Origin of the sequence: Staphylococcus sp. HMSC077D08, assembly GCF_001837945.1 — a bacterium.
GTDB lineage: Bacteria > Bacillota > Bacilli > Staphylococcales > Staphylococcaceae > Staphylococcus > Staphylococcus epidermidis.
Genome location: NZ_KV834742.1, coordinates 60183 through 81920 on the forward strand (window position 1 = coordinate 60183; position 21738 = coordinate 81920).

A 21738-nucleotide genomic window follows, 5' to 3' on the forward strand; every position below is an offset into this window, starting at 1 on the left:
TTAATTAAAATTAATTTTTGCTTTTACCTCACTGATGAAGTATAAACTTCCAGTAATAATCAGCCCATCACCTTCGTAATTTTCAATAAAATCAACATAATCATCAATTAAATGTAAATTATCTAATTTCAATTCTTCGGCAATTTCTTCTTTAGCTAATGCTTTTGGAAACTCAAAATCTGCTATATAGAATTTTGAGGCAATATCATTTAATTTGTTAATCATACTATGAATTGGCTTTCCTTTAATGGCAGAAAATAAAATATCAATTTTATCTCTTCCATAATAATGTCTAATTGTGTCTACTAACGCATCAACACTTTCATTATTGTGAGCACCGTCAACAACCATTAATGGTTGTTCTTTTACTTGTTCTATTCTACCTGTCCAGTTCACAGATTCTATACCGTCTATCATTTTATTAAAATCTAGTTCTATAATTTGTCTTTCATTTAATTCAATGAGAGCAGTAATTGCAAGTGCTGCATTTTCCTTTTGATGTTCCCCTAACATATTAAGAATGATAGTTTCTAATTCATAATCTTTATACCGATATGTGAACTCATCATCTTGGGAGACAACGGTAATCTCCCGATCCAATTCGATTGGTTTTGCGTTTTGTTCTAGCGCGTAATCCCTCACATACTTTAAAGCATCGTCATTTTTCACCGCATAAACAATCGGTATATGTGGTTTAATTATAGCTGCCTTGTCTTTTGCGATATCTAAATAAGTTGTACCTAAGATATCTGTATGGTCAAGTCCTATACTTGTGAGTATGGATAGCACAGGTTTAAAAACATTCGTCGAATCATTTTTTATTCCTAAACCTGCTTCAATTACCACAAAATCAACAGGATTTATCTCACCAAAGTAAAGGAACATCATTGTTGTTATAATCTCAAATTCAGTAGCCCCACCTAAATCTGTTTCTATCTCTAAGGCTTCACTAACAGGTTTAACTTGTTCAATTAGTTGAACAAGTTCATCGTTCATAATTGGTACACCATTTAAACTGATACGTTCATTGAAACTTTCGATAAATGGTGAGGTAAATGTTCCGACTGAGTATCCGTTCTCAATTAATGCGGTTCTCAAGTATGCAACAGTTGAACCTTTACCATTTGTTCCACCCACATGAATACCTCTTATTTTATGTTGGGGATTATTTAATTGTTCTAGCATCCATTCCATACGTTTGACGCCAGGTTTGATACCAAATTTAGATCTTTCGTGTATCCAATACAAGCTGTCTAGGTAATTCATGATCATGCTCCTATGCCTTTAGTTGTTCAATTCTTGATTTAACACCATTATATTTTTCTTGATAATGTTGTTGTTTTTCTTTTTCTTCATTAATTATTTTTTCTGGTGCTTTATTTACAAAATTCTCATTGGATAACTTTTTATCTACTCTATCTAACTCGCCTTGTAATTTATCTAATTCTTTTTCAAGTCGAGCAATTTCTTTGTCCATATCAATAAGACCTTCTAATGGCAGAACTACCTTACCAGCAACTACTACAGATGTCATTGCTTTTTCTGGAATTTCAATCTCAGTATCAATAGTCAATTGACTTGGATTACAGAATTTGTGTAGGTAACTTATGTTATCCATAAGTGTTTGTTTAATCTTTTCATCTTTAGTTTGAATTAAAATCGGTATTGCTTTAGATAACGGTGTATTAACTTCAACTCTTGATTGACGGACAGACTTAATAATTTCAACTAATTGTTCCATTGTTTGTTTACTTTCATTAAAGATTAATGCTTGATCAACAGTTGGCCAGTTAGCTTTAACAATTGTTTCTCCATGGTGTGGAAGACTTTGCCAAATTGTTTCTGTCACAAAAGGCATAAATGGATGTAACATTTTCATTATTTTATCTAAAACATAACTAAGTACTGATCGCGTCGTTTGCTTTTGAGATTCGTCCTCGCCATTCATAGGTATCTTGCTCATTTCAATATACCAGTCACAGAACTCATCCCAAATGAAATTATAAAGTGCACGACCTACCTCACCAAATTCGTATTTGTCACTTAATTCGGTTACTGTAGATATCGTTTCATTTAATCTAGTCAATATCCATTGATCTGCTAATGACAAATTACCACTTAGGTCTATATCTTCGACTTTAAAATCTTCACCAATATTCATTAAACTAAAACGCGCAGCATTCCATATTTTATTAATGAAATTCCAAACTGATTCAACTTTTTCAGTAGAATATCTCAAGTCATGACCTGGTGAAGATCCTGTTGCTAAAAAGTAACGTAGACTGTCAGCGCCATACTCGTCAATAACATCCATCGGATCAACACCATTACCTAATGATTTACTCATTTTGCGTCCATCTTCAGCTCTGACTAAACCGTGGAGTAATACATCATTAAATGGTCTTCTATCAGTAAATTCTAATCCTTGGAAAATCATACGGGCTACCCAGAAGAAAATGATGTCATAACCAGTAACTAATGCATTTGTCGGATAATATCGTTTAAAATCATCAGCATTTGTGTCAGGCCATCCTAATGTTGAAAACGGCCAAAGTGCACTTGAGAACCATGTATCTAATACGTCCTCATCTTGTATCCAATTCTCGACGTCTTCAGGCGCTTCTTCACCAACAAAGACTTCACCTGTGTCTTTATGATACCAAGCAGGTATTTGGTGTCCCCACCATAGTTGACGTGAAATCGTCCAATCTCTAATTTCTTCCATCCAGCGATTGAATGTATTTTCAAATCTACCTGGGAAAAAGTCAATTCTATCTTTTGTATTTTGATTATCCAAAGCTCTTTGTGCCAAAGGTTTCATTTTTACAAACCATTGTGTGGACAAATAAGGTTCTACAATTGCACCAGAACGTTCAGAATGTCCAACTGAATGTGTATGTTCTTCAATTTTTATAACAAGATCTTGTTCTTTTAAGTCTTTAACAAGCTGATTTCTACAATCAAATCTATCCATCCCTTTGTATTTATCAGCTTTTTCGTTCATCTTACCATATTCATCCATGACTATAATGTTTTCTAATTGATGTCTTTGACCAATTTCAAAGTCATTAGGGTCATGTGCCGGAGTAACTTTCATCGCTCCTGAACCAAATTCAATATCAACGTATTCATCAGCTAAAATAGGTAACTCTCTTCCTACAATAGGTAATATAACTGTTTTACCAATCACATCTTTATATCTTTCGTCATTTGGATTTACAACGATAGCAGTGTCACCTAACATAGTCTCAGGACGTGTAGTAGCTATTTCTATATATCCATTCCCATCAGCATAAGGATATTTAAAATGATAAAAAGCACCTTGGACATCTTCATGAATGACTTCAATATCTGATAAAGCTGTTCTAGCTTTAGGATCCCAGTTAATAATTCTTTCGCCACGATAAATAATACCTTTATTATATAAATCAACAAATACTTTTCTTACAGCTTTACTTAAACCATCATCTAACGTAAAGCGTTCTCTACTATAATCTAACCCTAAGCCAAGTTTAGCCCATTGTTGTCTAATAAATGTTGCATATTCTTCTTTCCAATCCCATGCTTGCTGTAAAAATTTCTCTCTTCCTAAGTCGTGTCTGGATATACCTTGTTCATTAAGTTTTGCTTCAACCTTTGCTTGAGTTGCTATACCAGCATGATCCATACCAGGCAGATATAAAGTATCGTATCCTTGCATTCTTTTCATTCTAGTTATTATATCTTGTAATGTAGTATCCCATGCATGACCTAAATGTAATTTACCTGTAACATTAGGGGGCGGAATTACAATTGTATATGCCTCTTTAGATTTATCTTCAGATGGTTTAAAGTAACCATTACTTACCCATTCCTCATAACGACCCTTTTCAACTTCTCTTGGATCATATTTTGGTTTCATTTCCATATGTCTACCTCCTAAAAAATAAAAGAACATCCATCCTATAAAAAATAGGACGGATGTTCTGTTCCGTGGTACCACCTATATTCAAGAAGAAATAATTCATTCTTTTCTTCAAGCACTTAAGTCTCTGATTAACGCTCATACACGCTTCTATCTACTTGTCATCTATGTTTCAATAGAAGTTATAAAATAGGGCTACCTTCAGACTTAATCATTTACATATTCACAGCCACCATATGCTCTCTTTAAAATGATATAAACTTACTCTTCCCAAATAATATATTCTTTTACCCATTTATATTATAATGGATATTAAAATAAGTCAATGTATTGGAGATGAATTTATGAACGAATGTGCTTTTAACACAACTGATCCCACATATCTAGAGTATCATGATTATTATTGGGGACAACCAATCTATGATAGCAAAGAATTATTTAAGCTAATGGCTCTTGAATCACAACATGCAGGTTTATCATGGTTGACAATATTAAAGAAAAAGGAATCGTATGAACAGGCATTTTACAACTTTGAACCTCAATTTATCGCACAAATGACTGAAAAGGATATTGATCATTTAATGAAATTCCCAAACATTATTCACAATCGTAAAAAATTAGAAGCAATTGTGAGCCAAGCGAAGGGATATTTAAAAATTGAAAAAGACTATGGTAGTTTTAGTAAATTTTTATGGTCCTATGTAAATCATCAACCCATAAATATGGGTTATAAAAAACCTAGAGATCGTAAAAAAGTTGATCAACGAGCTACTCAATTATCAAAAGATTTAAAAGCATATGGTTTTAAATTTTTAGGTCCAGTAACCGTGTTCTCATTTTTAGAAGCTGCTGGATTGTATGACTCACATCTTGAAGGATGTCCATTTAAACCAAATCATGGGTGAAACATAGCCAAAAGTTGGGCTATGGGTATTCAAACAATATGAGTTTTTTCACACATACTAAAAGTTTACAACGTTTAATTTATCCAAATTTCACTTTTAAATAATTACATTTGCTCGCAAATATTTTCAAAGTTTTATTTAAAAAACGTATAACTCAGGTCATTAAAATCATTTTTCATTTAATCTAATATTAATAAAATAACCAATTAGTGGCGCAATGACAAATAATATAAAAAATATTCTAAAAATGTGATAGCTTGAAATCATCGCTACATCAGCTCCAGTAGCCATAGCCACTAAAACTATTTGACTCATACCTCCTGGTGCTGCTCCTAAAAACAATTCATTGATGGATTCATTAGTAATCAAATGTATTCCTATTATCATTATAAACGTTGTGACTATGAGCATGATATTTTGAAAGGCTATTGCTATTGCAATTCTTCCCTTTAAATCACTCATTAAGTTGGCAATCTGTAATCCAATACGTATCATATAAATAAGTTGCGCTGTGGCTAACAACCAATGATCTAGTGAAAATGTTAAATGTGTTGTCATATTCCATATAATTAAAACTATTATAGGTGCTAATAATTGTTTAGTGGGGAAGTTAATTTTTGACATTCCTATATAGATGATACCCACCATTGAGAATAAGATGATTATTTGCCATATATTTAAAGTCTGAGAAAGTGCAGGTACTTCCATTGTAGGATGATTCATTTCATGATGATTATCCTGAAAAAAATACGAAATAAGTGGTACTAAAATAACAACAAATATTACACGTGATGTCTGTGTTAAACTCACAACTAATATATTTGCTTTCTTATTTTCTTCTGCCATCACTAACATTTGGCTTAGCGCACCTGGTATGACACTTAAAATTGCAGTTTCTAAATTCACTTGTGCAATTTTCTTAAAAAAGAATGCAATTATCAAAGCTAATAAAATTAGTAGGATAGTGACAAAAACGATAGTTGACCAATTTTTACTTATGTCTTTAATCACTTGTTGTGTAAATGTAGAGCCAATTTGAACTCCAAGTAATATTAAACCGATTTGACTTAACCAAAATGGCCATCGAATTTTTAATTTTAATACTTTTACACATAATAACGCCGCTAATATTGGTCCAAACATAAATGGCAAAATCACATGTAACATTTTTAATAATAGACTTAACATAATAGCAATTAATAATATGATTAAATTATTAATAAAATTCCGATTCAAAATACCACTCTACTTTCGTTAAAAGTAAGTCGAAAAAATTTTATAACTTTATTTAAATAAAAGAGCAGAACAAAATGCATCTTCAATTCCTTGTCCACCATCGAACCCCAACTTGCTTTGTCTGTTGAATTTCCTAGTGAAATTCCTTTTGTTGGGGCCCCGAACCCCAACTTGCTTTATCTGTTGAATTTCTTAGTGAAATTCTTTTTGTTGGGGCCCCGAACCCCAACTTGCTTTGTCTGTTGAATTTCTCAGTGAAATTTTCTGTATTGATGACATAAAATAGCTTTAAAATTTGATATAAGTGCATCTTCAATTCAGTTATAAACTACTTATAAGTTAAGAAAGTCTAGGACATTGATTTTTGCCCTAGACTCAATTAATTTAAATAATTATATTTTAAAATTATCACACAATACGACTTAATGCATTATCAAATGCTTGAATAGTTTTCTCAATATCATCTTTAGTATGTGCAGTTGATAAAAATGTTCCTTCAAATTGTGAAGGTGGTAAGAAAACACCTTCCTTAGCCATTTCTCTATACATGTTACTAAATAATTTTAAATCACTTTTATTCGCTTCATCAAAATTTGTTACAGGCCCCTCATTTAAGAAGTAACCAATCATTGAACCAGCGCGATTTACTGTGATTGGAACATTGTGCTTAGCAAATACCTCTTTTAATCCTTTTTCAAGTATATCTCCTAGAGAATTAAAATACTCATAAGATTCAGGAGTAAGTTGACTCAATGTTTCATAACCACTAGTCATTGCTAAAGGATTACCTGAAAGTGTGCCGGCTTGATAAATAGTCCCAACAGGAGCAATGTAATCCATAATTTCTTTTTTACCACCAAAAGCTCCAACGGGTAAACCTCCACCTATCACTTTTCCTAAGCAAGTTAAATCAGGTGTTACACCAAAGTATCCTTGCGCACAATTGTAACCTACACGGAAACCAGTCATCACTTCATCAAATATAAGTAATGCTCCATATTCAGTAGTAATATCTCTTAAACCTTGTAAAAATCCATTCACTGGAGGCACTACACCCATATTTCCAGCAACCGGTTCTACAATAACACCAGCAATATCATCGCCATATTTATCGAACGCTAATTTAAGTGAATCTAAATCATTATATGGCACCGTGATAGTATTTTTAGCAATACCTTCAGGAACGCCTGGTGAATCAGGTAAACCTAGTGTTGCAACACCTGATCCTGCTTTAATCAGTAAAGAATCACTGTGTCCATGATAACACCCTTCAAATTTTATAATTTTATTACGTCCTGTATAACCCCTAGCTAAACGAAGTGTGTCTAAAGTAGCTTCAGTTCCTGAGGAAACCATTCTTACTTTTTCAATTGAAGGTACACGGTCAATCACAAGTTCAGCAAGTTTATTTTCTTGAAGTGTTGAAGCGCCGAAGCTTGTACCTTTATCAACTGCTTCATGTAATTTGGATATAACTTGTTGATTTTTATGTCCAAGAATTAATGGACCCCAACTTAGCACATAATCAATGTATTCATTTCCATCAATATCATATATTTTAGATCCTTCACCATGATCCATAAAAATAGCTGGTGTGTCTACTGATTTAAATGCTCTTACGGGACTGTTAACACCACCAGGCATTAATTTCTCAGCATGTTCCATTGCTTTAATAGATTTTTCAAAACTCATCATATGACCTCCACAATTATCATCTATTTATCTAAATAACGACAGATATCTTTTGCAAAGTAAGTAATTATTAAATCAGCACCTGCACGTTTCATAGATATCATTTGTTCCATAACAATATTCTCTTCATCTATCCAACCATTTAGCGCTGCTGCTTTTGTCATACTATATTCTCCACTAACATTGTATGCTACAACTGGCACGTTCGTATTATTTTTTACATCTCTAATAATATCTAGATAACTTAAAGATGGTTTAACTATCATCATATCACAACCTTCTTTAAGATCACTTTCCAATTCTCTTAATGCTTCTAAACGGTTTGCAGGATCCATTTGATAGGTTTTTCTATCCCCAAATGAAGGTGCTGAATCTGCAGCATCTCTGAATGGACCGAAAAAGCTTGAAGCATATTTAATACCATAACTCATGATAGGAATATTTTGATATCCCGCTTGATCAAGGCCTTCACGAATTTCAGCAACAAAACCATCCATCATATTGCTTGGAGCAATGATGTCAGCTCCAGCTTCAACTTGAGAAATAGCTGTTTTTACAAGTAATGGAAGTGATTTATCATTGTCTACATCATGCGTATGATCGTCAATAACGCCACAGTGTCCGTGATCTGTGTATTCACAAAGACAAGTATCTGCCACAATAAGTAAATCCTTATATAAATTCTTGGATATTCGTGTCGCTTCTTGAACAACTCCATTATGATCATATGCACCAGATCCGATGTCATCTTTTTCATTTGGAACACCGAAGAACATAATTGCTCTAATACCTAAATCATATGCCTCTTTAATCTCTTCATGCAATAAATTTAAACTAATTTGGTATACACCTGGCAATGATTTAATTTCACTTTTTATATCATCTTGCTCAACTACAAATATTGGATATATTAAATCTTCTTTTCTAACATGAGTTTCTCTTACTAAATCACGCATTGTCTTAGATGAACGTAATCTTCTATGTCTATCAAATTTCATTTTGTTCCCTACTTTCTATAATTTTATCAATAAGTGAATCTAATGTTTGTTTATTTGCCACTTTTACAGATGCATTGAATTTTAAAATGGTCCTAGCAGTTTGCTTACCGATAGCAAAATAATGATCAAATTCAGGAACATTGCCCTCTTTAAAATAAAATTCAACTGCAGATGAACTTGAAAAAGTCACTGCGTCTATTTGATGTTTTCTAACAAGTGCCTTAACTTGACTTATATTTTTAAAATTCGGTACTGGTCTATATAAATCTATTTTAACGATTTCATTATATTTGCTCAATTGTTGAACTAATTTTGGACGTGCTTTTTCACTTGAGGGCAATAATAAATGTTGTTCTCTAATCTTAAACTCGTCCAAAAAGCCTTCTTGCGAAAAATCACGTGGCACAAAGTCGACACTAATACCTAGTTCATTGCAATACTGAGCTGTTTTATCACCTATAACAGCTACCTTTTTAACTTTAACGTTTTTTAAATAAGGATAAAAGTATTTTACTGCGTTTTTAGACGAAAAAATAAGCCAGTCGTAGCTATGATCAAGCAATTTTTCATTAAAATGAAGTTGTTTTAGTTGGATAAAAGGCTTGTGGACAATATCAACTAAATGACTATGAACTTCATTCGTCTGCGTCATAACTATAACTGGTTTCATAAATTTGTTTCACCTCTATAATAGAGTTTAGTATTATTCTGCTTCATTTAACTTTTTAATTATGTCATAAGCACCTTGTTTTTTAAGTACTTGACTCACTTCTATACCTAATTGTACAGGATCAGAACCCAATGTAGTATGTTCGTATCTTTCCTTACCATCTGGAGACATAATCAGTCCTGTAAATTCAATTTGGTTATCGTGAACAATTGTTGCATATCCACCTATAGGAACCTGACAGCTGCCATCCATTTCTGATAGAAAAGTACGTTCAGCAGTCACACATTGTGCTACATCATGATTGTGTACTTTAGCTAGTAAATCTAAAAGTTCTTTGTCATCACTCCTACACTCAATACCAAGTGCACCCTGACCTATAGCAGGCAGTAATACATCTCTATCAAGATAAGTCGTAACAATATTATCTGACCAACCCATGCGTTTTAATCCAGCGGCGGCTAATATAATTGCATCGTAATCTTCAGTCTCTAATTTTTTTAATCGAGTATCGATGTTTCCACGAATCCACTTAATTTTTAAATGTGGGTATTTTGATAAAATTTGAGCGCCACGACGTAAAGAACTTGTACCTACAATGCTACCCTCAGACAATTCTTCTAATGGAATATGATTTTTTGCTATATAGGCATCAAAAGGGATTTCTCTGTCAGGAATACATCCTAATGTGAGACCGTCAGGAATTATACTTGGTACATCCTTTAGTGAATGTATTGCCATATCTATCTCTTTGTTAAATAATTCATTTTGAATTTCCTTAACAAAAAGTCCTTTACCTCCAACTTTGGATAATTGTTTATCTACAATTTTGTCGCCTTTAGTTACAATTTCTTTTATTTCAATATCCAAAGACGGATCGATAAATTTTAATTTATCAATAAATTGTTGACTTTGTGTTAGCGCTAACTTACTTCTTCGCGACCCAACAATTAATTTACGCATACGTTAAATGCCTCCTAGATACCGATTTTTATATGAAAAACAGGTTATTTCTTACCTAAAATGAGTTAAAAAGAATAGATTAATCATACACAAACAAAATAATATAATGTTAAAATAGATAAGATTTCTTTGTGATATCCATTTTTTTATTCTAATCAAAATATAAACACCATATAATAAAGTAATAATTGATGAAAATATTACTTTTGGATCTATAAATATCCTTTTACCGACTGCAAAGATCCCCCATTGCGCACCTAAAATTGTACTTAATATAAGGATAATCCATGCAACAAGTGTAGAATAGAAAACGATTGTTTCTAAAGTAGCAACACTACCAATTCTAAAGTAATTTTGATCGAAATTTTTCTCCTTTAAATTTCGATATTGAATAATATAGAGTAATGAATTTACAAATGCGATTGCAAAAAATGCATAACTTAATACTGCAAGTGCTATATGAATAAGTAATAACTCATTAATTACTGCAACTTGTTGAATTTGCGTTTGATAATGTTCAGGCTGAAATGTATTTAAAGTCATTAGAATAAATCCTATCAAATTAAGGAAGAAAACGGAAAAATTCATTACTTTAATCAAATTCAATATCAACGAAATTGATATAATAATCCATGTTAAAGAGAAAAAAACGTCAAATATAGAACCTAGTGGCACTTGTTTAGTATGAATAAAAAAAATAGACAAAGAGATTGTTTGTAAAACCCAAACAATCCCTAATGAATAAAAACCTACAGTTCTAGTCTTATAATTTTTATTAATGAAATCAACAAAGTAACAAATAATACTAAACAGATAAATCATTAATATGATTTCATGAAATCTAATTAACAGGGTTTCTTGCATATCATCACCAAATTAATATGCTTATTCAAAACTAAATATTCGATGCGCTAAGATTTCCTTTGCTCTACTCTCTTTTTCTAACTTTGCTTTTTCACGAGGATCTTCGGCTTCAATATCAAATATGTTTTGAAATAGCTCTAATTTTTCATTACTTTTTTTATCAGTACTTAATTCCTTAGCCTGTTTGATAGGATCTTTTAACATTTGATTGATAATACTTTTTGTATGTTTCGAAATGACTTTACGTTCTCTTTCAGAGAGATCTGGCAATTTACGATCAATACTTTCCATAGTTTCTGCTTGGATATTCATAGCTTTTTCACGTAAAGCTCTGATTACAGGTACAACGCCAAGCATATTAACCCATTCATTGTGTGAATCAATCTCTTCAGGTATTTGTGCTGCAATAGTTTCAGCAGCTAATTGACGTTCTCTTAAATTGGCATCTACCAAATCTTTTAAATCATCAACATCATAATTAAAAATATTTGTAATTGCATCAATACCTGGTTCAATGTCTCGTGGAACCGCAATATCAATCAGAACTAATGAATCCAGTTTTCTAGTTTCTGAAATTGTTTTCACCATAGAATTAGTAATGATATAGTCTTTAGCACTTGTAGAACTAATTACTATATCTGTAGTTTCTAATAAAGATGGTAATGCTGAAAGCGAATCATATGAAACATTGTGTTTTTCGGCTAAAATTTTAGCTTTAGACAATGTCCGATTAACAATTGTTACACTTGAAATTCCAGAACCTAAAAGATTTAAGAGTGATAATTCACCCATTTCCCCCGCTCCAATAACGACAGCATGTTTACTTTTTAATTTTCCAAATACCTTTTTAGCTAATTCAACAGCAGCATAAGAAACACTTACAGCATTATCTGCAATATCTGTTTCACTGTGTGCTTTTTTAGCAAAAGTAATCGCTTGTTTAAATAGATGATTAAAAATCGTTCCAGTTGTGCCAGCATTTTGTGCTAAGAAAAATGCATCGCGCATTTGTCCTAAAATTTGTGTTTCACCAAGCACAATTGAATCCAAGCCAGAAGTGACACGCAATAAATGTTCAACTGCATCGTCCCCCACTTTAACTTCCGACATATCTTTAATATCATCTACTTCAAATCCAAAAGAGCGCGCTAAAAATCTTTGTATATAATAACGTCCTGTATGAACTTGATCAACAATAGCGTATACTTCAGTACGATTACATGTAGATAAAATGACATTTTCTAAAATTGCTTTAGTTTCATATAAATCTTCATGTGCTAATCGTAAGGCATCATCTCTAAAAGCAACTTGCTCTCTTAATGTTACATCAGCTGTTCGATGATTTATGCTAATTGCAACAAAATGCATTTATAACGCCCTCCATATACTAACAATAAAACAAGTATAACACATTTAAAAAGATGTTTAAGTGGAATGCTTAAATAAATTAGAAAGATTATAATCTACATTCAATTTTTTGTCAAAATAACGACATTTTTTTATTGTGGTTAAAATACATTTCTCTAATTGAAAAAATTTATATATATGTTTCAATAAAGTTCCAAATTTCTTGCTGTTTACTATTCTTAATTGAAGAATAGCTTATAATATTGTCTCCAGGCTCTAATTCTAATTTGTCTTTTATTCTTTTGATATGCTTTTGTACTTTTCCTTTAGCAATTTTATCTTCCTTAGTACATATTACAAGTGTTGGTATATCAAAATGTTTAAGATAATTGTACATTAGCACATCATCTTCAGTAGGTTGATGCCTTAAATCAACAAGTTGAATAACAAGTTTTAAATTCTCTCGTTGTGTAATATATTCTTCAATCATTTTACCAAATTTTTCTCGTTGAACTTTACTTACTTTAGCGTATCCATATCCCGGTACATCAACAAAAATAAGTTGTTCATCTATATTATAGAAATTCAATGTCTGTGTCTTACCAGGTTGTTGTGACGTTCGCGCCATATTTTTGCGCCCAATCATACTATTAATAAATGTAGATTTACCTACATTTGAGCGTCCACTTAACGCTACTTCTGTTAAACCAGTGTCAGGGTACTGCGCTTTTTTAACAGCACTTATAATTAAGTTGATATTATTTGGATTTATATTCATAAACTTCCTCTTTCTTATACTATTGTATAATTAACTTTAACATTTTTTTCTATGTTTACATATAAAAAAACTGAGTCACAATTCACGTGACTCAGTATTAAATCAAATTTTTTAAGCAGATGTCTTATTCTTATTAATTAGATTTCCTTCATCATCATATAATTCAGGCTCAATTTCTTCATTAATCGTTTGTTCAGTAATGACTACTTTACTTACATTTTCAGAAGAAGGTACATCATACATGATGTCAATTAATGCTTCTTCTATAATTGAACGTAATCCACGCGCTCCAGTTTTACGTTCGATTGCTTTTTCACTTATAGCAGATAGAGCCTCTTCAGAAAACTCTAATTCCACATTATCTAACTCTAGCATTTTAGTGTATTGTTTAACTAGCGCATTTTTAGGTTGAGTTAAAATATTTTTAAGTGCAGCAACATCTAAAGTTTCAAGATTAGCAACTATAGGTACACGACCAATAAATTCTGGAATTAATCCATATGATTGGAGATCCTCTGGACGAATTTGTTCCAGTAAAGCTTCTTCATCATATTTATCTGCTTCATTACTAGCAAATCCTATCACTTTTTCTCCTAAGCGTCTCTTAATGACTTCATCGATACCATCAAAAGCTCCACCTAAGATAAATAATATGTTTGTCGTATCAATTTGAATTAATTCTTGATTTGGATGCTTTCGACCACCTTGTGGCGGTACACTAGCAGTTGTACCTTCTAAAATTTTAAGCAATGCTTGTTGTACACCTTCACCAGACACGTCGCGCGTGATTGAAGTATTTTCAGATTTACGCGCAATTTTATCAATTTCATCGACATATATAATACCTTTTTCAGCTTTATCAATGTCGAAATCAGCAGCTTGAATAAGACGTAATAAGATGTTTTCTACGTCATCACCTACATAACCTGCTTCAGTTAAACTTGTAGCATCAGCAATTGCAAATGGTACATTTAGTGTTTTAGCTAGTGTTTGAGCTAATAATGTTTTACCGCTACCAGTTGGCCCAATTAATGCGATATTACTTTTTTGTAATTCAACATCGTCTTCATTTGGACCTAATTGTTGAATACGCTTATAGTGATTATATACAGCAACTGCTAATGATTTTTTGGCTTTTTCCTGACCAATGACATATTCATTGAGGTGATCCATAATTTCTTTAGGAGTTGGTAATTCCGTAAATCCTTCAGACGTATTTTGTGCTAATTCTTCTTCAACGATTTCTGAGCACAATTCAATACATTCATTACAAATATAAACGCCACTTCCTGCGACTAATTTTTTCACTTGATCTTGATCTTTACCACAGAAAGAACATTTTAAATTTTCTTCATCTTCATTGAATTTGAACATTCTTTTTTACACCCCTATTCCATAAAGACTATACTAAAAAGCATTTTACAATGCAACTTAACATATTTACAATCAAGATGCTTAAATAACTTGGAGCGGGACTGAAATCTTATTCTTAATGAATGATTTCATTGTCCCGCCCCTAAATTTCATTTAACATCAACAATAATAAATCATAATGATGCTATATTAAGTTGTCAATCTATACAATTGACACTGCCTATATTTCATTCAACTTATAGACAATTGACTAATTCAATATTAAGCATTCATTTAATGAACGATACTAGTCTTCTTTAGTAGCTTCAACATATTTCGCGTTATCTCTTAATAAATCAATAACTTTTTGAATGCGTACATCATTTTTAACAATATCTGTATTACCTAAAGTAGATTTAATATCTTCTACAGAAATGTTAAATTGCTCGCTCATTTTTTCTAATTCTTTATCAATATCTTCATCAGATACTTCAATATTTTCTTCATCAGCAATCGCAGTTAACGTTAAGTTTGTTTTAACGCGTTGTTCTGCATCGTCTTTCATTTGGTCTCTTAGTTGTTCTTCGTTTTGACCAGAGATTTGATAATATGTTTGCAAATCTAAGCCTTGTTGTTGAATTCTTTGACCAAATTCTTGAATCATACGATCTAATTCAGTATTAATCATTGCTTCAGGAATATCAATTGAAGCATTTTCTGTTGCTTTATTAATAGCTTCTTCTTTTTCAGTATTTTCCGCTTCAGTTGCTTTCTGTTCACTTAAACGTTTGCGGAGATTTTCTTTATATTCGTCCACGTTTTCAGCATCAGAATCTAATTCATTAGCGATTTCATCATTTAATTCTGGTACATCTTTGAATTTAATTTCGTTGACTTTTGTTTTAAATGTAGCTTCTTTACCAGCTAATTCTTCAGCGTGGTATTCTTCTGGGAATGTAACAACTACATCTTTTTCATCGCCAGTTTTCATTCCTTCTATTTGTTCTTCAAAGCCAGGGATGAATGATCCAGAACCAATTTCTAGGTCATAACCTTCAGCTTGTCCGCCATCAAATTCTTCACCATCAACTGAACCTGAGAAATCAATGTTTACTGTGTCACCGTTTTCAACAGCACCATCTTCTTTAACAACCATTTCAGCAAGGTGACTTAAACTATGGTCGATTGATTCTTGTAATTCTTCATCAGAAAGTTCAGTTTCTTGCTTTTCAATTTCTAATCCTTTGTAATCACCTAATTTAACTTCAGGTTCAACTGTAACTGTAGCTTCAAAAATGAAATCTTTACCTTTTTCGATTTGAGTTACATTAACTTCTGGTTGTGCAACTGGACTAATTTCTGTTTCTTCAATTGCTTCACCATAAGCTTCAGGTAATAAGATATCCACTGCATCTTGATATAGTGCTTCTACACCAAAACGTTGCTCAAAAATCGGACGAGGCACTTTACCTTTACGGAATCCAGGCACATTAATTTGTTTGACCACTTTTTTAAATGCTTGATCTAATGCTTTATTTACTTTCTCTGCAGGAACAGTAACAGTTAAAACGCCTTCATTACCTTCCTTTTTTTCCCAAGTTGCTGTCATGTATAAATACCTCCATGATTGACTAATTTATTTTTTCAACTTCCCTATTATAGCATAGGTTTTTAGCGTTAACAAACTTTGAAAACGAAGGGTTGTTCAAGTTTATTTTCAACGATTTCTATATTAAAATTCTTTTACTCAATTTGCAACAAATTAAATTTTACATTTCATTATCTAATGATTTAATGAATTGTAAAGTGTCATTGTTACAGCCATTTATATCTATACCAATTAATTGTTTGAAGTAAACATCATATGCATCTATCCAATCATCAATAGTGTATAACGACTCTATATCTATAGGATACATGAGTATAGAATGATTATTCATCATATGTTGTGCTTCTTTTAAAATATGCAGCGCTCCATCTTCTAATCTATTCATTACGACAGGAATGACCTTGTCTTTAATCGTCGTGTGCTCAATGCCACTTAAATGATTAGGATTGACATTTATCGTTTCACCATATTTATGGATTGTAATTGTATGAGAATATTCAGCAAATCTTAAATATTCCAACATTAAGCTCACTAAATTTTTAGGTAACTCTATAGAAATTAATATATTCGCTACTGATTCTTTAAAATTATAATGCCCATTATCAATAAGTTGTAATAATAAAGATGTTTGTTCACGTGTGTTAAGCGAACCAAAATCTGATAAAGATGAAGACAATGCTTCTCTATCTTCATCAAGTCTCGATATTGCATATTCTTTAAGTGGAAAAAGTTCCATTCTGGTTTTATGATTTTTAACTTCATCGATAATTTGATTAATTACTTCAACTGCTTCATAAAATTGACCTAAACCATTCAGACTTTTAATATAATATATCATCAATTCGTCATAACAGTTGAATCCACGTTTTAACAAAATAATTGCCTCTTCTCGTAACTCTAAATAAGCATTCAATTTTAAAAGCATCCAGCATTTCTTTAATGCAATATCCTCGTTAAGGTCGAAATGCTGTTCATATACATTAAACAAATGATACATCTTTTCAAAATCTGCATTTCTTTCTGCATCATTTATTTGTTTAATCACTTTACTTTTAGACTGCGGAAAAGGTATAATATCAGCCATTAATTTAGCACTCCAATCATGATATATCTTGAAGAATTAATGCACTCCATGTTTCAAAATCCTCATAGGAATGAATGTCGCCTTGTTCTATCCATTTAATTTTTAGCGTATCAGTTTCTTTTGCTTCAACATCGTTTGATTGCACAGTGATTTTAAATACGACGCCCATATGAACTTTACCCACATCATTATCATCATCATTTATAAAACCTAAATATTCCATATTTTGAGATTTATTATTACTTAATCCTACTTCTTCTTCTAATTCTCGTTGAGCATTAACTCTTAAAACTTCATTAATTGAATCAGCTCCAGTAACATCATTCATATGACCACCAACACCGATAGATGACTGACCATGTAACCGTTCTTCCCCCCCACCAGAAAGACGCTCGTAAACAAGGATTTCTCCCTTCTCATTTTCTAGTAGGCAATATGATATTAATTGTTTAAACGATGGATCATCTTCCATATCACCACGTCTTTTCACTTCATATTTACTTAACGCGCTAAAAATTTCTTTTCCTTTGAAATTATTTTTATGTAAAAAACCATTAAAAGCATTCTTATCTTTGTTAAATAAAATATCTCTGTTTACAACAATTATTTGTTCATCAAATTTAGACATGATTATCTCCTTTTAGATATAGTATACTATCAGTCATTTTAGCAAAAATTATCATTTTTTGCGATTGAATATATGTATATGTAAAACGATAAAAGTGTCATTATATTCTTAATTAAAATAAGACACAATCTTACATTATTGATATGATGAAACTTTTAGCAAAGTAAAATTATACACCTCACTGTCATAACATGAATGAAAATTTATCTCTTATTAGTTATTGACTTCGTATATATTGATTATTTCAAAGCATGATTTGAAATAACCTAGTATTATGAAAATGACCAAATAAATAAAATATGTCCGTCATTACATCAAGGTATTGTACTCAATATTTAAGTACTTTTAAATAATATATTAACAACAAGCACATAAAAAGACCTGAGACAAAGATTATTGTCTCAGGTCTTGTATAAATATTATTTTAAAGCTTCTTTAGCTTTTGATACTAATTCAGCGAAAGCTTTGTCGTCTGAGATTGCAATTTCTGATAACATTTTACGATTAATATCAATCTCAGCTTTTTTCAATCCGTTCATTAGACGTGAGTAGCTAATGTCATGTTGACGTGCAGCTGCATTAATACGTGTTATCCATAATTTACGGAAATCACGCTTACGTTGACGACGGTCACGGAAAGCATATTGTCCTGATTTCATTACTTGTTGTTTAGCTACTTTATATAATGTATGTTTTGAACCAAAGTAACCTTTAGCTAATTTAATCGTTTTTTTACGACGTGCTCTTGTTACTGTTCCACCTTTAACTCGTGGCATAATAAATTCCTCCTTAGATGATCTCTATCGTATATATTCGTTTAAAATCTTATTTTTTGTATGCTAATAATTGTTTAACACGTTTCATATCACTTTTAGAAACTAACTTAGCTTTACGTAATTGACGTTTTTGTTTAGTATTTTTATTTGCGAATAAGTGAGATGTGAAAGCTCTAGAACGTTTTAATTGACCTGAACCAGTTCTTTTAACACGTTTAGCTGCTCCACGGTGAGTTTTCATTTTAGGCATGATTCATTTCCTCCTATAATTTAACGTTTATTTTTCGTTGATAGGCGCTAACATAATAAACATTTGACGCCCTTCCATTTTAGGCTTTTGTTCAACAGTTGCAATATCTTTACATTCATCTGCAAATTTTTCTAACACACGTTGACCAATTTCTTTATGTGTAATCGCACGACCTCTGAAACGAATTGAAACTTTACATTTATCGCCTTTAGATAAGAACTTACGTCCATTTTTCAACTTAGTTTGGAAATCATGTTCTTCAATAGTTGGGCTTAAACGTAATTCTTTAACATTAATGACTTTTTGTTTCTTCTTCATTTCTTTTTCTTTTTTCTGCTGTTCGAATTTATATTTACCATAATCCATTATTCTCGCAACAGGTGGTTTTGCATTTGGTGCTACAACAACTAAATCTAAATCAACACGTTCAGCCATTTCTAAAGCTTCACGTTTAGATTTAACACCAATTTGTTCACCATCTTGGCCTATTAAGCGTAGTTCTTTTGCACGAATTTTCTCATTAATTTGAGTTTGATCTTTTGCTATGGTTGACACCTCCCAGAAATTTACGAAATTGTTCCAAGCAAAAAGAAGAGCGAGTATAACTACCCGCTCTTCTTAAACACAATAAATGTGTAACATGATTGACCTGCCAACTGCATTAGCGTCGCCACAGGTGAGAAGCGGGTGCTTCTACTTGGTTCGTTTCGTATTCAACGTTAATAATCATATCAATATTTATTGTTTAAGTCAAACTTTTTTTAATTATTTTTATGGTGTCTTATTTCTTCCATCGAAACATCTTGCCTTAAGTCAACTTTGTTTAGAGGAATCTTTTTAGTTTTATATCTAAATTTATGGTAAAAGAAGAAAATTAAGAATACAGGAATTCCCATGTAAGTTATAAAAAATCTATTCATATCAAAGTTACCTGTTTTAATAAAATCTACATCTTGTCCAATGATAACTATTACACATAAAACACCTGCAAAAATAGGACCAAATGGGAATAACTTCGCTTTATATTTTAATTTTGACTTATCATAATTTTGTTTATCAAATGCGCGTCTAAATCTAAAGTGACTGATTGCTATACCAACCCAAGCAATAAAACCAGTCATCCCACTAGCAGCTACAATGTATTCATATGCATCTCCACTTAAATGTTGCAAAGCAAAAATAAGAATGACTAGTATTCCAGTAGCAATTAAAGATACATATGGTACCCCGTTTTTATTTGTTTTTCCAAAAGAATTATAAGCTAATTTATCTCTACTCATTGAATATAACATTCTTGTTGAAGCATACATTCCAGAGTTACCTGCTGATAATACACTTGTTAATATAACAGCATTCATAAATGAAGCAGCAAATGCTAGTCCAGCGTTCTTAAATACTAATGTAAAAGGTGAAGTAGCTATACTATCACCACCGCCCATTAACGCCTTACTATCATATGGAATCAACATACCAATAATGAAAATAGCTAGAATGTAAAATAAAAGTATACGCCAAAATACCTGTTTAATCGCTTTTGGAACTGCCCTTTCTGGATTTTCAGATTCACCTGCTGTAATACCAATAAGTTCAGTTCCTTGGAATGAGAAGCCTGCGACTAGAAATACACCGAGAATTGATAGCAAGCTACCACCTAAATTCCCACCTAGTATTGGCCCATCTCCTTTTGTAAACGTATCAAATCCTACAAATTCTCCACCCATAATTCCTAAAATAGTTAAGATACCAATTCCTATAAATATGATGACTGTAACTACTTTGATAAGTGCGAACCAATATTCACTCTCTCCATATACTCTAACGGATAGAGAATTAAGCGCGAAAATAATAATAAGGAAGATACAACTCCAGACCCAAGCTGGTATGCCTTGCATAGGGGACCAATATTGTATAACTTGCGCTGCAATAGTAACATCAGCTGCTACTGTAATCACCCAGTTAAACCAATAATTCCATCCTAAAGCAAATCCTAGTGAGGGATCGACAAAGCGTGTAGCATAAGTACTAAATGAACCTGACACAGGCAAATATGTCGCCATCTCCCCTAACGACGTCATTAGAAAAAACACCATCGCTCCAATAACTGCATAGGCAATCAAAGCGCCCAATGCACCTGCGTCATGTATAGCTCCACCAGAAGTCATGAATAGACCAGTTCCTATACATCCCCCAATGGCAATCATTGAAATATGTCTATCTTTTAACCCTCTTTGAACACCGTCAATTTGTTTATTATTCTTATTCATAGAAGCTCCCTTTCCTTCATAAGTAGAGGCTAACTTGTTACCACATCAATGCATATCATTGTTGTAGATAAATTTGGTATAGATGATAAAAAAGTGAAATGATATTAATATCATTTTACTTTTATATCACTTGTCTTTTTATCTGTATCAATAATGTGAAAAGTGGTTACATACCTATAAGATATGCAACCACTTAAGTTTATCTATATAAGGTAGCACATCACATAAAGTGACAGTACAACTTCTATTCGAAAGTTGTCCCAACAATGCTAACTTATGGAATTAACATCATTTCGGCATTATTACCTTTCGCTTATTCAACACTTGTCCCATACGACTTCTGATAAGTTAGTCATTAATAATGCAACCTCTAACTCTATTTATTATATTAATTTGTAATATACATGATATCCTTTATAT

Annotated in this window: 19 protein-coding genes, 1 riboswitch and 2 other annotated features; of the genes, 1 reads left to right on the forward strand and 18 read right to left on the reverse strand. The window is 32.0% G+C overall.

The window, feature by feature from the left end:
* Window positions 1-1266, reverse strand: a complete 1266-nt coding sequence (locus HMPREF2663_RS01205) for a bifunctional folylpolyglutamate synthase/dihydrofolate synthase (protein WP_070845604.1) — start codon at window positions 1264-1266, stop codon at window positions 1-3.
* 10 nt (window positions 1267-1276) lie between these two features.
* Window positions 1277-3907 (reverse strand): valine--tRNA ligase, encoded by a 2631-nt coding sequence (locus HMPREF2663_RS01210; protein WP_070845606.1) that lies wholly within the window; start codon window positions 3905-3907, stop codon window positions 1277-1279.
* 42 nt (window positions 3908-3949) lie between these two features.
* Window positions 3950-4191: a binding site (T-box leader), on the reverse strand.
* 57 nt (window positions 4192-4248) lie between these two features.
* Between HMPREF2663_RS01210 and HMPREF2663_RS01215 the strand changes: the two genes are divergently transcribed.
* On the forward strand, window positions 4249-4809 hold the full coding sequence (locus tag HMPREF2663_RS01215) for a DNA-3-methyladenine glycosylase I (RefSeq protein WP_002457795.1): 561 nt from the start codon (window positions 4249-4251) through the stop codon (window positions 4807-4809).
* 168 nt (window positions 4810-4977) lie between these two features.
* Here the strand turns inward: HMPREF2663_RS01215 and HMPREF2663_RS01220 are convergent, their stop codons facing one another.
* The 16 genes from HMPREF2663_RS01220 to HMPREF2663_RS01295 form a co-directional block, all read right to left on the reverse strand.
* Window positions 4978-6045, reverse strand: a complete 1068-nt coding sequence (locus HMPREF2663_RS01220; protein WP_002446635.1) for an AbrB family transcriptional regulator — start codon at window positions 6043-6045, stop codon at window positions 4978-4980.
* Window positions 6046-6453: 408 nt separating this feature from the next.
* Window positions 6454-7737 (reverse strand): glutamate-1-semialdehyde 2,1-aminomutase, encoded by a 1284-nt coding sequence (hemL, locus tag HMPREF2663_RS01225; protein ID WP_002499841.1) that lies wholly within the window; start codon window positions 7735-7737, stop codon window positions 6454-6456.
* 23 nt (window positions 7738-7760) lie between these two features.
* Window positions 7761-8735: a porphobilinogen synthase gene (hemB, locus tag HMPREF2663_RS01230; protein ID WP_070845607.1), complete on the reverse strand. Its 975-nt coding sequence runs from the start codon at window positions 8733-8735 to the stop codon at window positions 7761-7763.
* Window positions 8725-9405, reverse strand: coding sequence for a uroporphyrinogen-III synthase (locus HMPREF2663_RS01235; protein ID WP_002446638.1), 681 nt, complete (start codon window positions 9403-9405; stop codon window positions 8725-8727). The genes hemB and HMPREF2663_RS01235 overlap by 11 nt, the downstream gene beginning before the upstream one ends.
* Before the next feature lie 33 nt (window positions 9406-9438).
* Window positions 9439-10365: a hydroxymethylbilane synthase gene (hemC, locus tag HMPREF2663_RS01240; protein WP_002490133.1), complete on the reverse strand. Its 927-nt coding sequence runs from the start codon at window positions 10363-10365 to the stop codon at window positions 9439-9441.
* 51 nt (window positions 10366-10416) lie between these two features.
* A complete protein-coding gene (gene ccsA / locus HMPREF2663_RS01245; protein WP_002446640.1) occupies window positions 10417-11229 on the reverse strand; it encodes a cytochrome c biogenesis protein in 813 nt (270 codons plus the stop codon).
* A 21-nt stretch (window positions 11230-11250) separates the two neighbouring features.
* Complete coding sequence (gene hemA, locus HMPREF2663_RS01250; RefSeq protein ID WP_002446641.1) at window positions 11251-12597, reverse strand: glutamyl-tRNA reductase; 1347 nt, start codon at window positions 12595-12597, stop codon at window positions 11251-11253.
* Between the two features lie 169 nt (window positions 12598-12766).
* Window positions 12767-13354, reverse strand: a complete 588-nt coding sequence (yihA, locus tag HMPREF2663_RS01255; protein ID WP_002446642.1) for a ribosome biogenesis GTP-binding protein YihA/YsxC — start codon at window positions 13352-13354, stop codon at window positions 12767-12769.
* A gap of 111 nt (window positions 13355-13465) precedes the next feature.
* Complete coding sequence (clpX, locus tag HMPREF2663_RS01260) at window positions 13466-14728, reverse strand: ATP-dependent Clp protease ATP-binding subunit ClpX (protein ID WP_001830765.1); 1263 nt, start codon at window positions 14726-14728, stop codon at window positions 13466-13468.
* A gap of 286 nt (window positions 14729-15014) precedes the next feature.
* Window positions 15015-16316: a trigger factor gene (tig, locus tag HMPREF2663_RS01265; protein WP_002446643.1), complete on the reverse strand. Its 1302-nt coding sequence runs from the start codon at window positions 16314-16316 to the stop codon at window positions 15015-15017.
* 160 nt (window positions 16317-16476) lie between these two features.
* On the reverse strand, window positions 16477-17400 hold the full coding sequence (locus HMPREF2663_RS01270; RefSeq protein WP_070845609.1) for a hypothetical protein: 924 nt from the start codon (window positions 17398-17400) through the stop codon (window positions 16477-16479).
* Between the two features lie 16 nt (window positions 17401-17416).
* Complete coding sequence (locus HMPREF2663_RS01275; protein WP_002446645.1) at window positions 17417-18028, reverse strand: NUDIX domain-containing protein; 612 nt, start codon at window positions 18026-18028, stop codon at window positions 17417-17419.
* A gap of 419 nt (window positions 18029-18447) precedes the next feature.
* Complete coding sequence (gene rplT, locus HMPREF2663_RS01280; protein WP_001830839.1) at window positions 18448-18804, reverse strand: 50S ribosomal protein L20; 357 nt, start codon at window positions 18802-18804, stop codon at window positions 18448-18450.
* Between the two features lie 49 nt (window positions 18805-18853).
* The gene (rpmI, locus tag HMPREF2663_RS01285) at window positions 18854-19054 is read right to left on the reverse strand and encodes a 50S ribosomal protein L35 (protein ID WP_001830767.1); all 201 of its coding nucleotides are present in this window, start codon (window positions 19052-19054) and stop codon (window positions 18854-18856) included.
* Between the two features lie 27 nt (window positions 19055-19081).
* Entirely contained in the window at window positions 19082-19609 is a 528-nt protein-coding gene (gene infC, locus HMPREF2663_RS01290) for a translation initiation factor IF-3 (RefSeq protein WP_001830789.1), read from the reverse strand.
* A gap of 26 nt (window positions 19610-19635) precedes the next feature.
* Window positions 19636-19759, reverse strand: a sequence feature (ribosomal protein L20 leader region).
* Window positions 19760-19815: 56 nt separating this feature from the next.
* Entirely contained in the window at window positions 19816-21318 is a 1503-nt protein-coding gene (locus tag HMPREF2663_RS01295; RefSeq protein WP_002457806.1) for an amino acid permease, read from the reverse strand.
* A gap of 205 nt (window positions 21319-21523) precedes the next feature.
* Window positions 21524-21699, reverse strand: a riboswitch (Lysine riboswitch).
* Between the last annotated feature and the right edge of the window lie 39 nt (window positions 21700-21738).

Coding starts and splice junctions, on each gene's coding strand:
- HMPREF2663_RS01205 (WP_070845604.1), bottom strand. CDS start 1,266: ATGAATTACCTAGACAGCTTGTATTGGATACACGAAAGATCTAAATTT.
- HMPREF2663_RS01210 (WP_070845606.1), bottom strand. CDS start 3,907: ATGGAAATGAAACCAAAATATGATCCAAGAGAAGTTGAAAAGGGTCGT.
- HMPREF2663_RS01215 (WP_002457795.1), top strand. CDS start 4,249: ATGAACGAATGTGCTTTTAACACAACTGATCCCACATATCTAGAGTAT.
- hemL (WP_002499841.1), bottom strand. CDS start 7,737: ATGAGTTTTGAAAAATCTATTAAAGCAATGGAACATGCTGAGAAATTA.
- hemB (WP_070845607.1), bottom strand. CDS start 8,735: ATGAAATTTGATAGACATAGAAGATTACGTTCATCTAAGACAATGCGT.
- HMPREF2663_RS01235 (WP_002446638.1), bottom strand. CDS start 9,405: ATGAAACCAGTTATAGTTATGACGCAGACGAATGAAGTTCATAGTCAT.
- hemC (WP_002490133.1), bottom strand. CDS start 10,365: ATGCGTAAATTAATTGTTGGGTCGCGAAGAAGTAAGTTAGCGCTAACA.
- ccsA (WP_002446640.1), bottom strand. CDS start 11,229: ATGCAAGAAACCCTGTTAATTAGATTTCATGAAATCATATTAATGATT.
- hemA (WP_002446641.1), bottom strand. CDS start 12,597: ATGCATTTTGTTGCAATTAGCATAAATCATCGAACAGCTGATGTAACA.
- yihA (WP_002446642.1), bottom strand. CDS start 13,354: ATGAATATAAATCCAAATAATATCAACTTAATTATAAGTGCTGTTAAA.
- clpX (WP_001830765.1), bottom strand. CDS start 14,728: ATGTTCAAATTCAATGAAGATGAAGAAAATTTAAAATGTTCTTTCTGT.
- tig (WP_002446643.1), bottom strand. CDS start 16,316: ATGACAGCAACTTGGGAAAAAAAGGAAGGTAATGAAGGCGTTTTAACT.
- HMPREF2663_RS01270 (WP_070845609.1), bottom strand. CDS start 17,400: ATGGCTGATATTATACCTTTTCCGCAGTCTAAAAGTAAAGTGATTAAA.
- HMPREF2663_RS01275 (WP_002446645.1), bottom strand. CDS start 18,028: ATGTCTAAATTTGATGAACAAATAATTGTTGTAAACAGAGATATTTTA.
- rplT (WP_001830839.1), bottom strand. CDS start 18,804: ATGCCACGAGTTAAAGGTGGAACAGTAACAAGAGCACGTCGTAAAAAA.
- rpmI (WP_001830767.1), bottom strand. CDS start 19,054: ATGCCTAAAATGAAAACTCACCGTGGAGCAGCTAAACGTGTTAAAAGA.
- HMPREF2663_RS01295 (WP_002457806.1), bottom strand. CDS start 21,318: ATGAATAAGAATAATAAACAAATTGACGGTGTTCAAAGAGGGTTAAAA.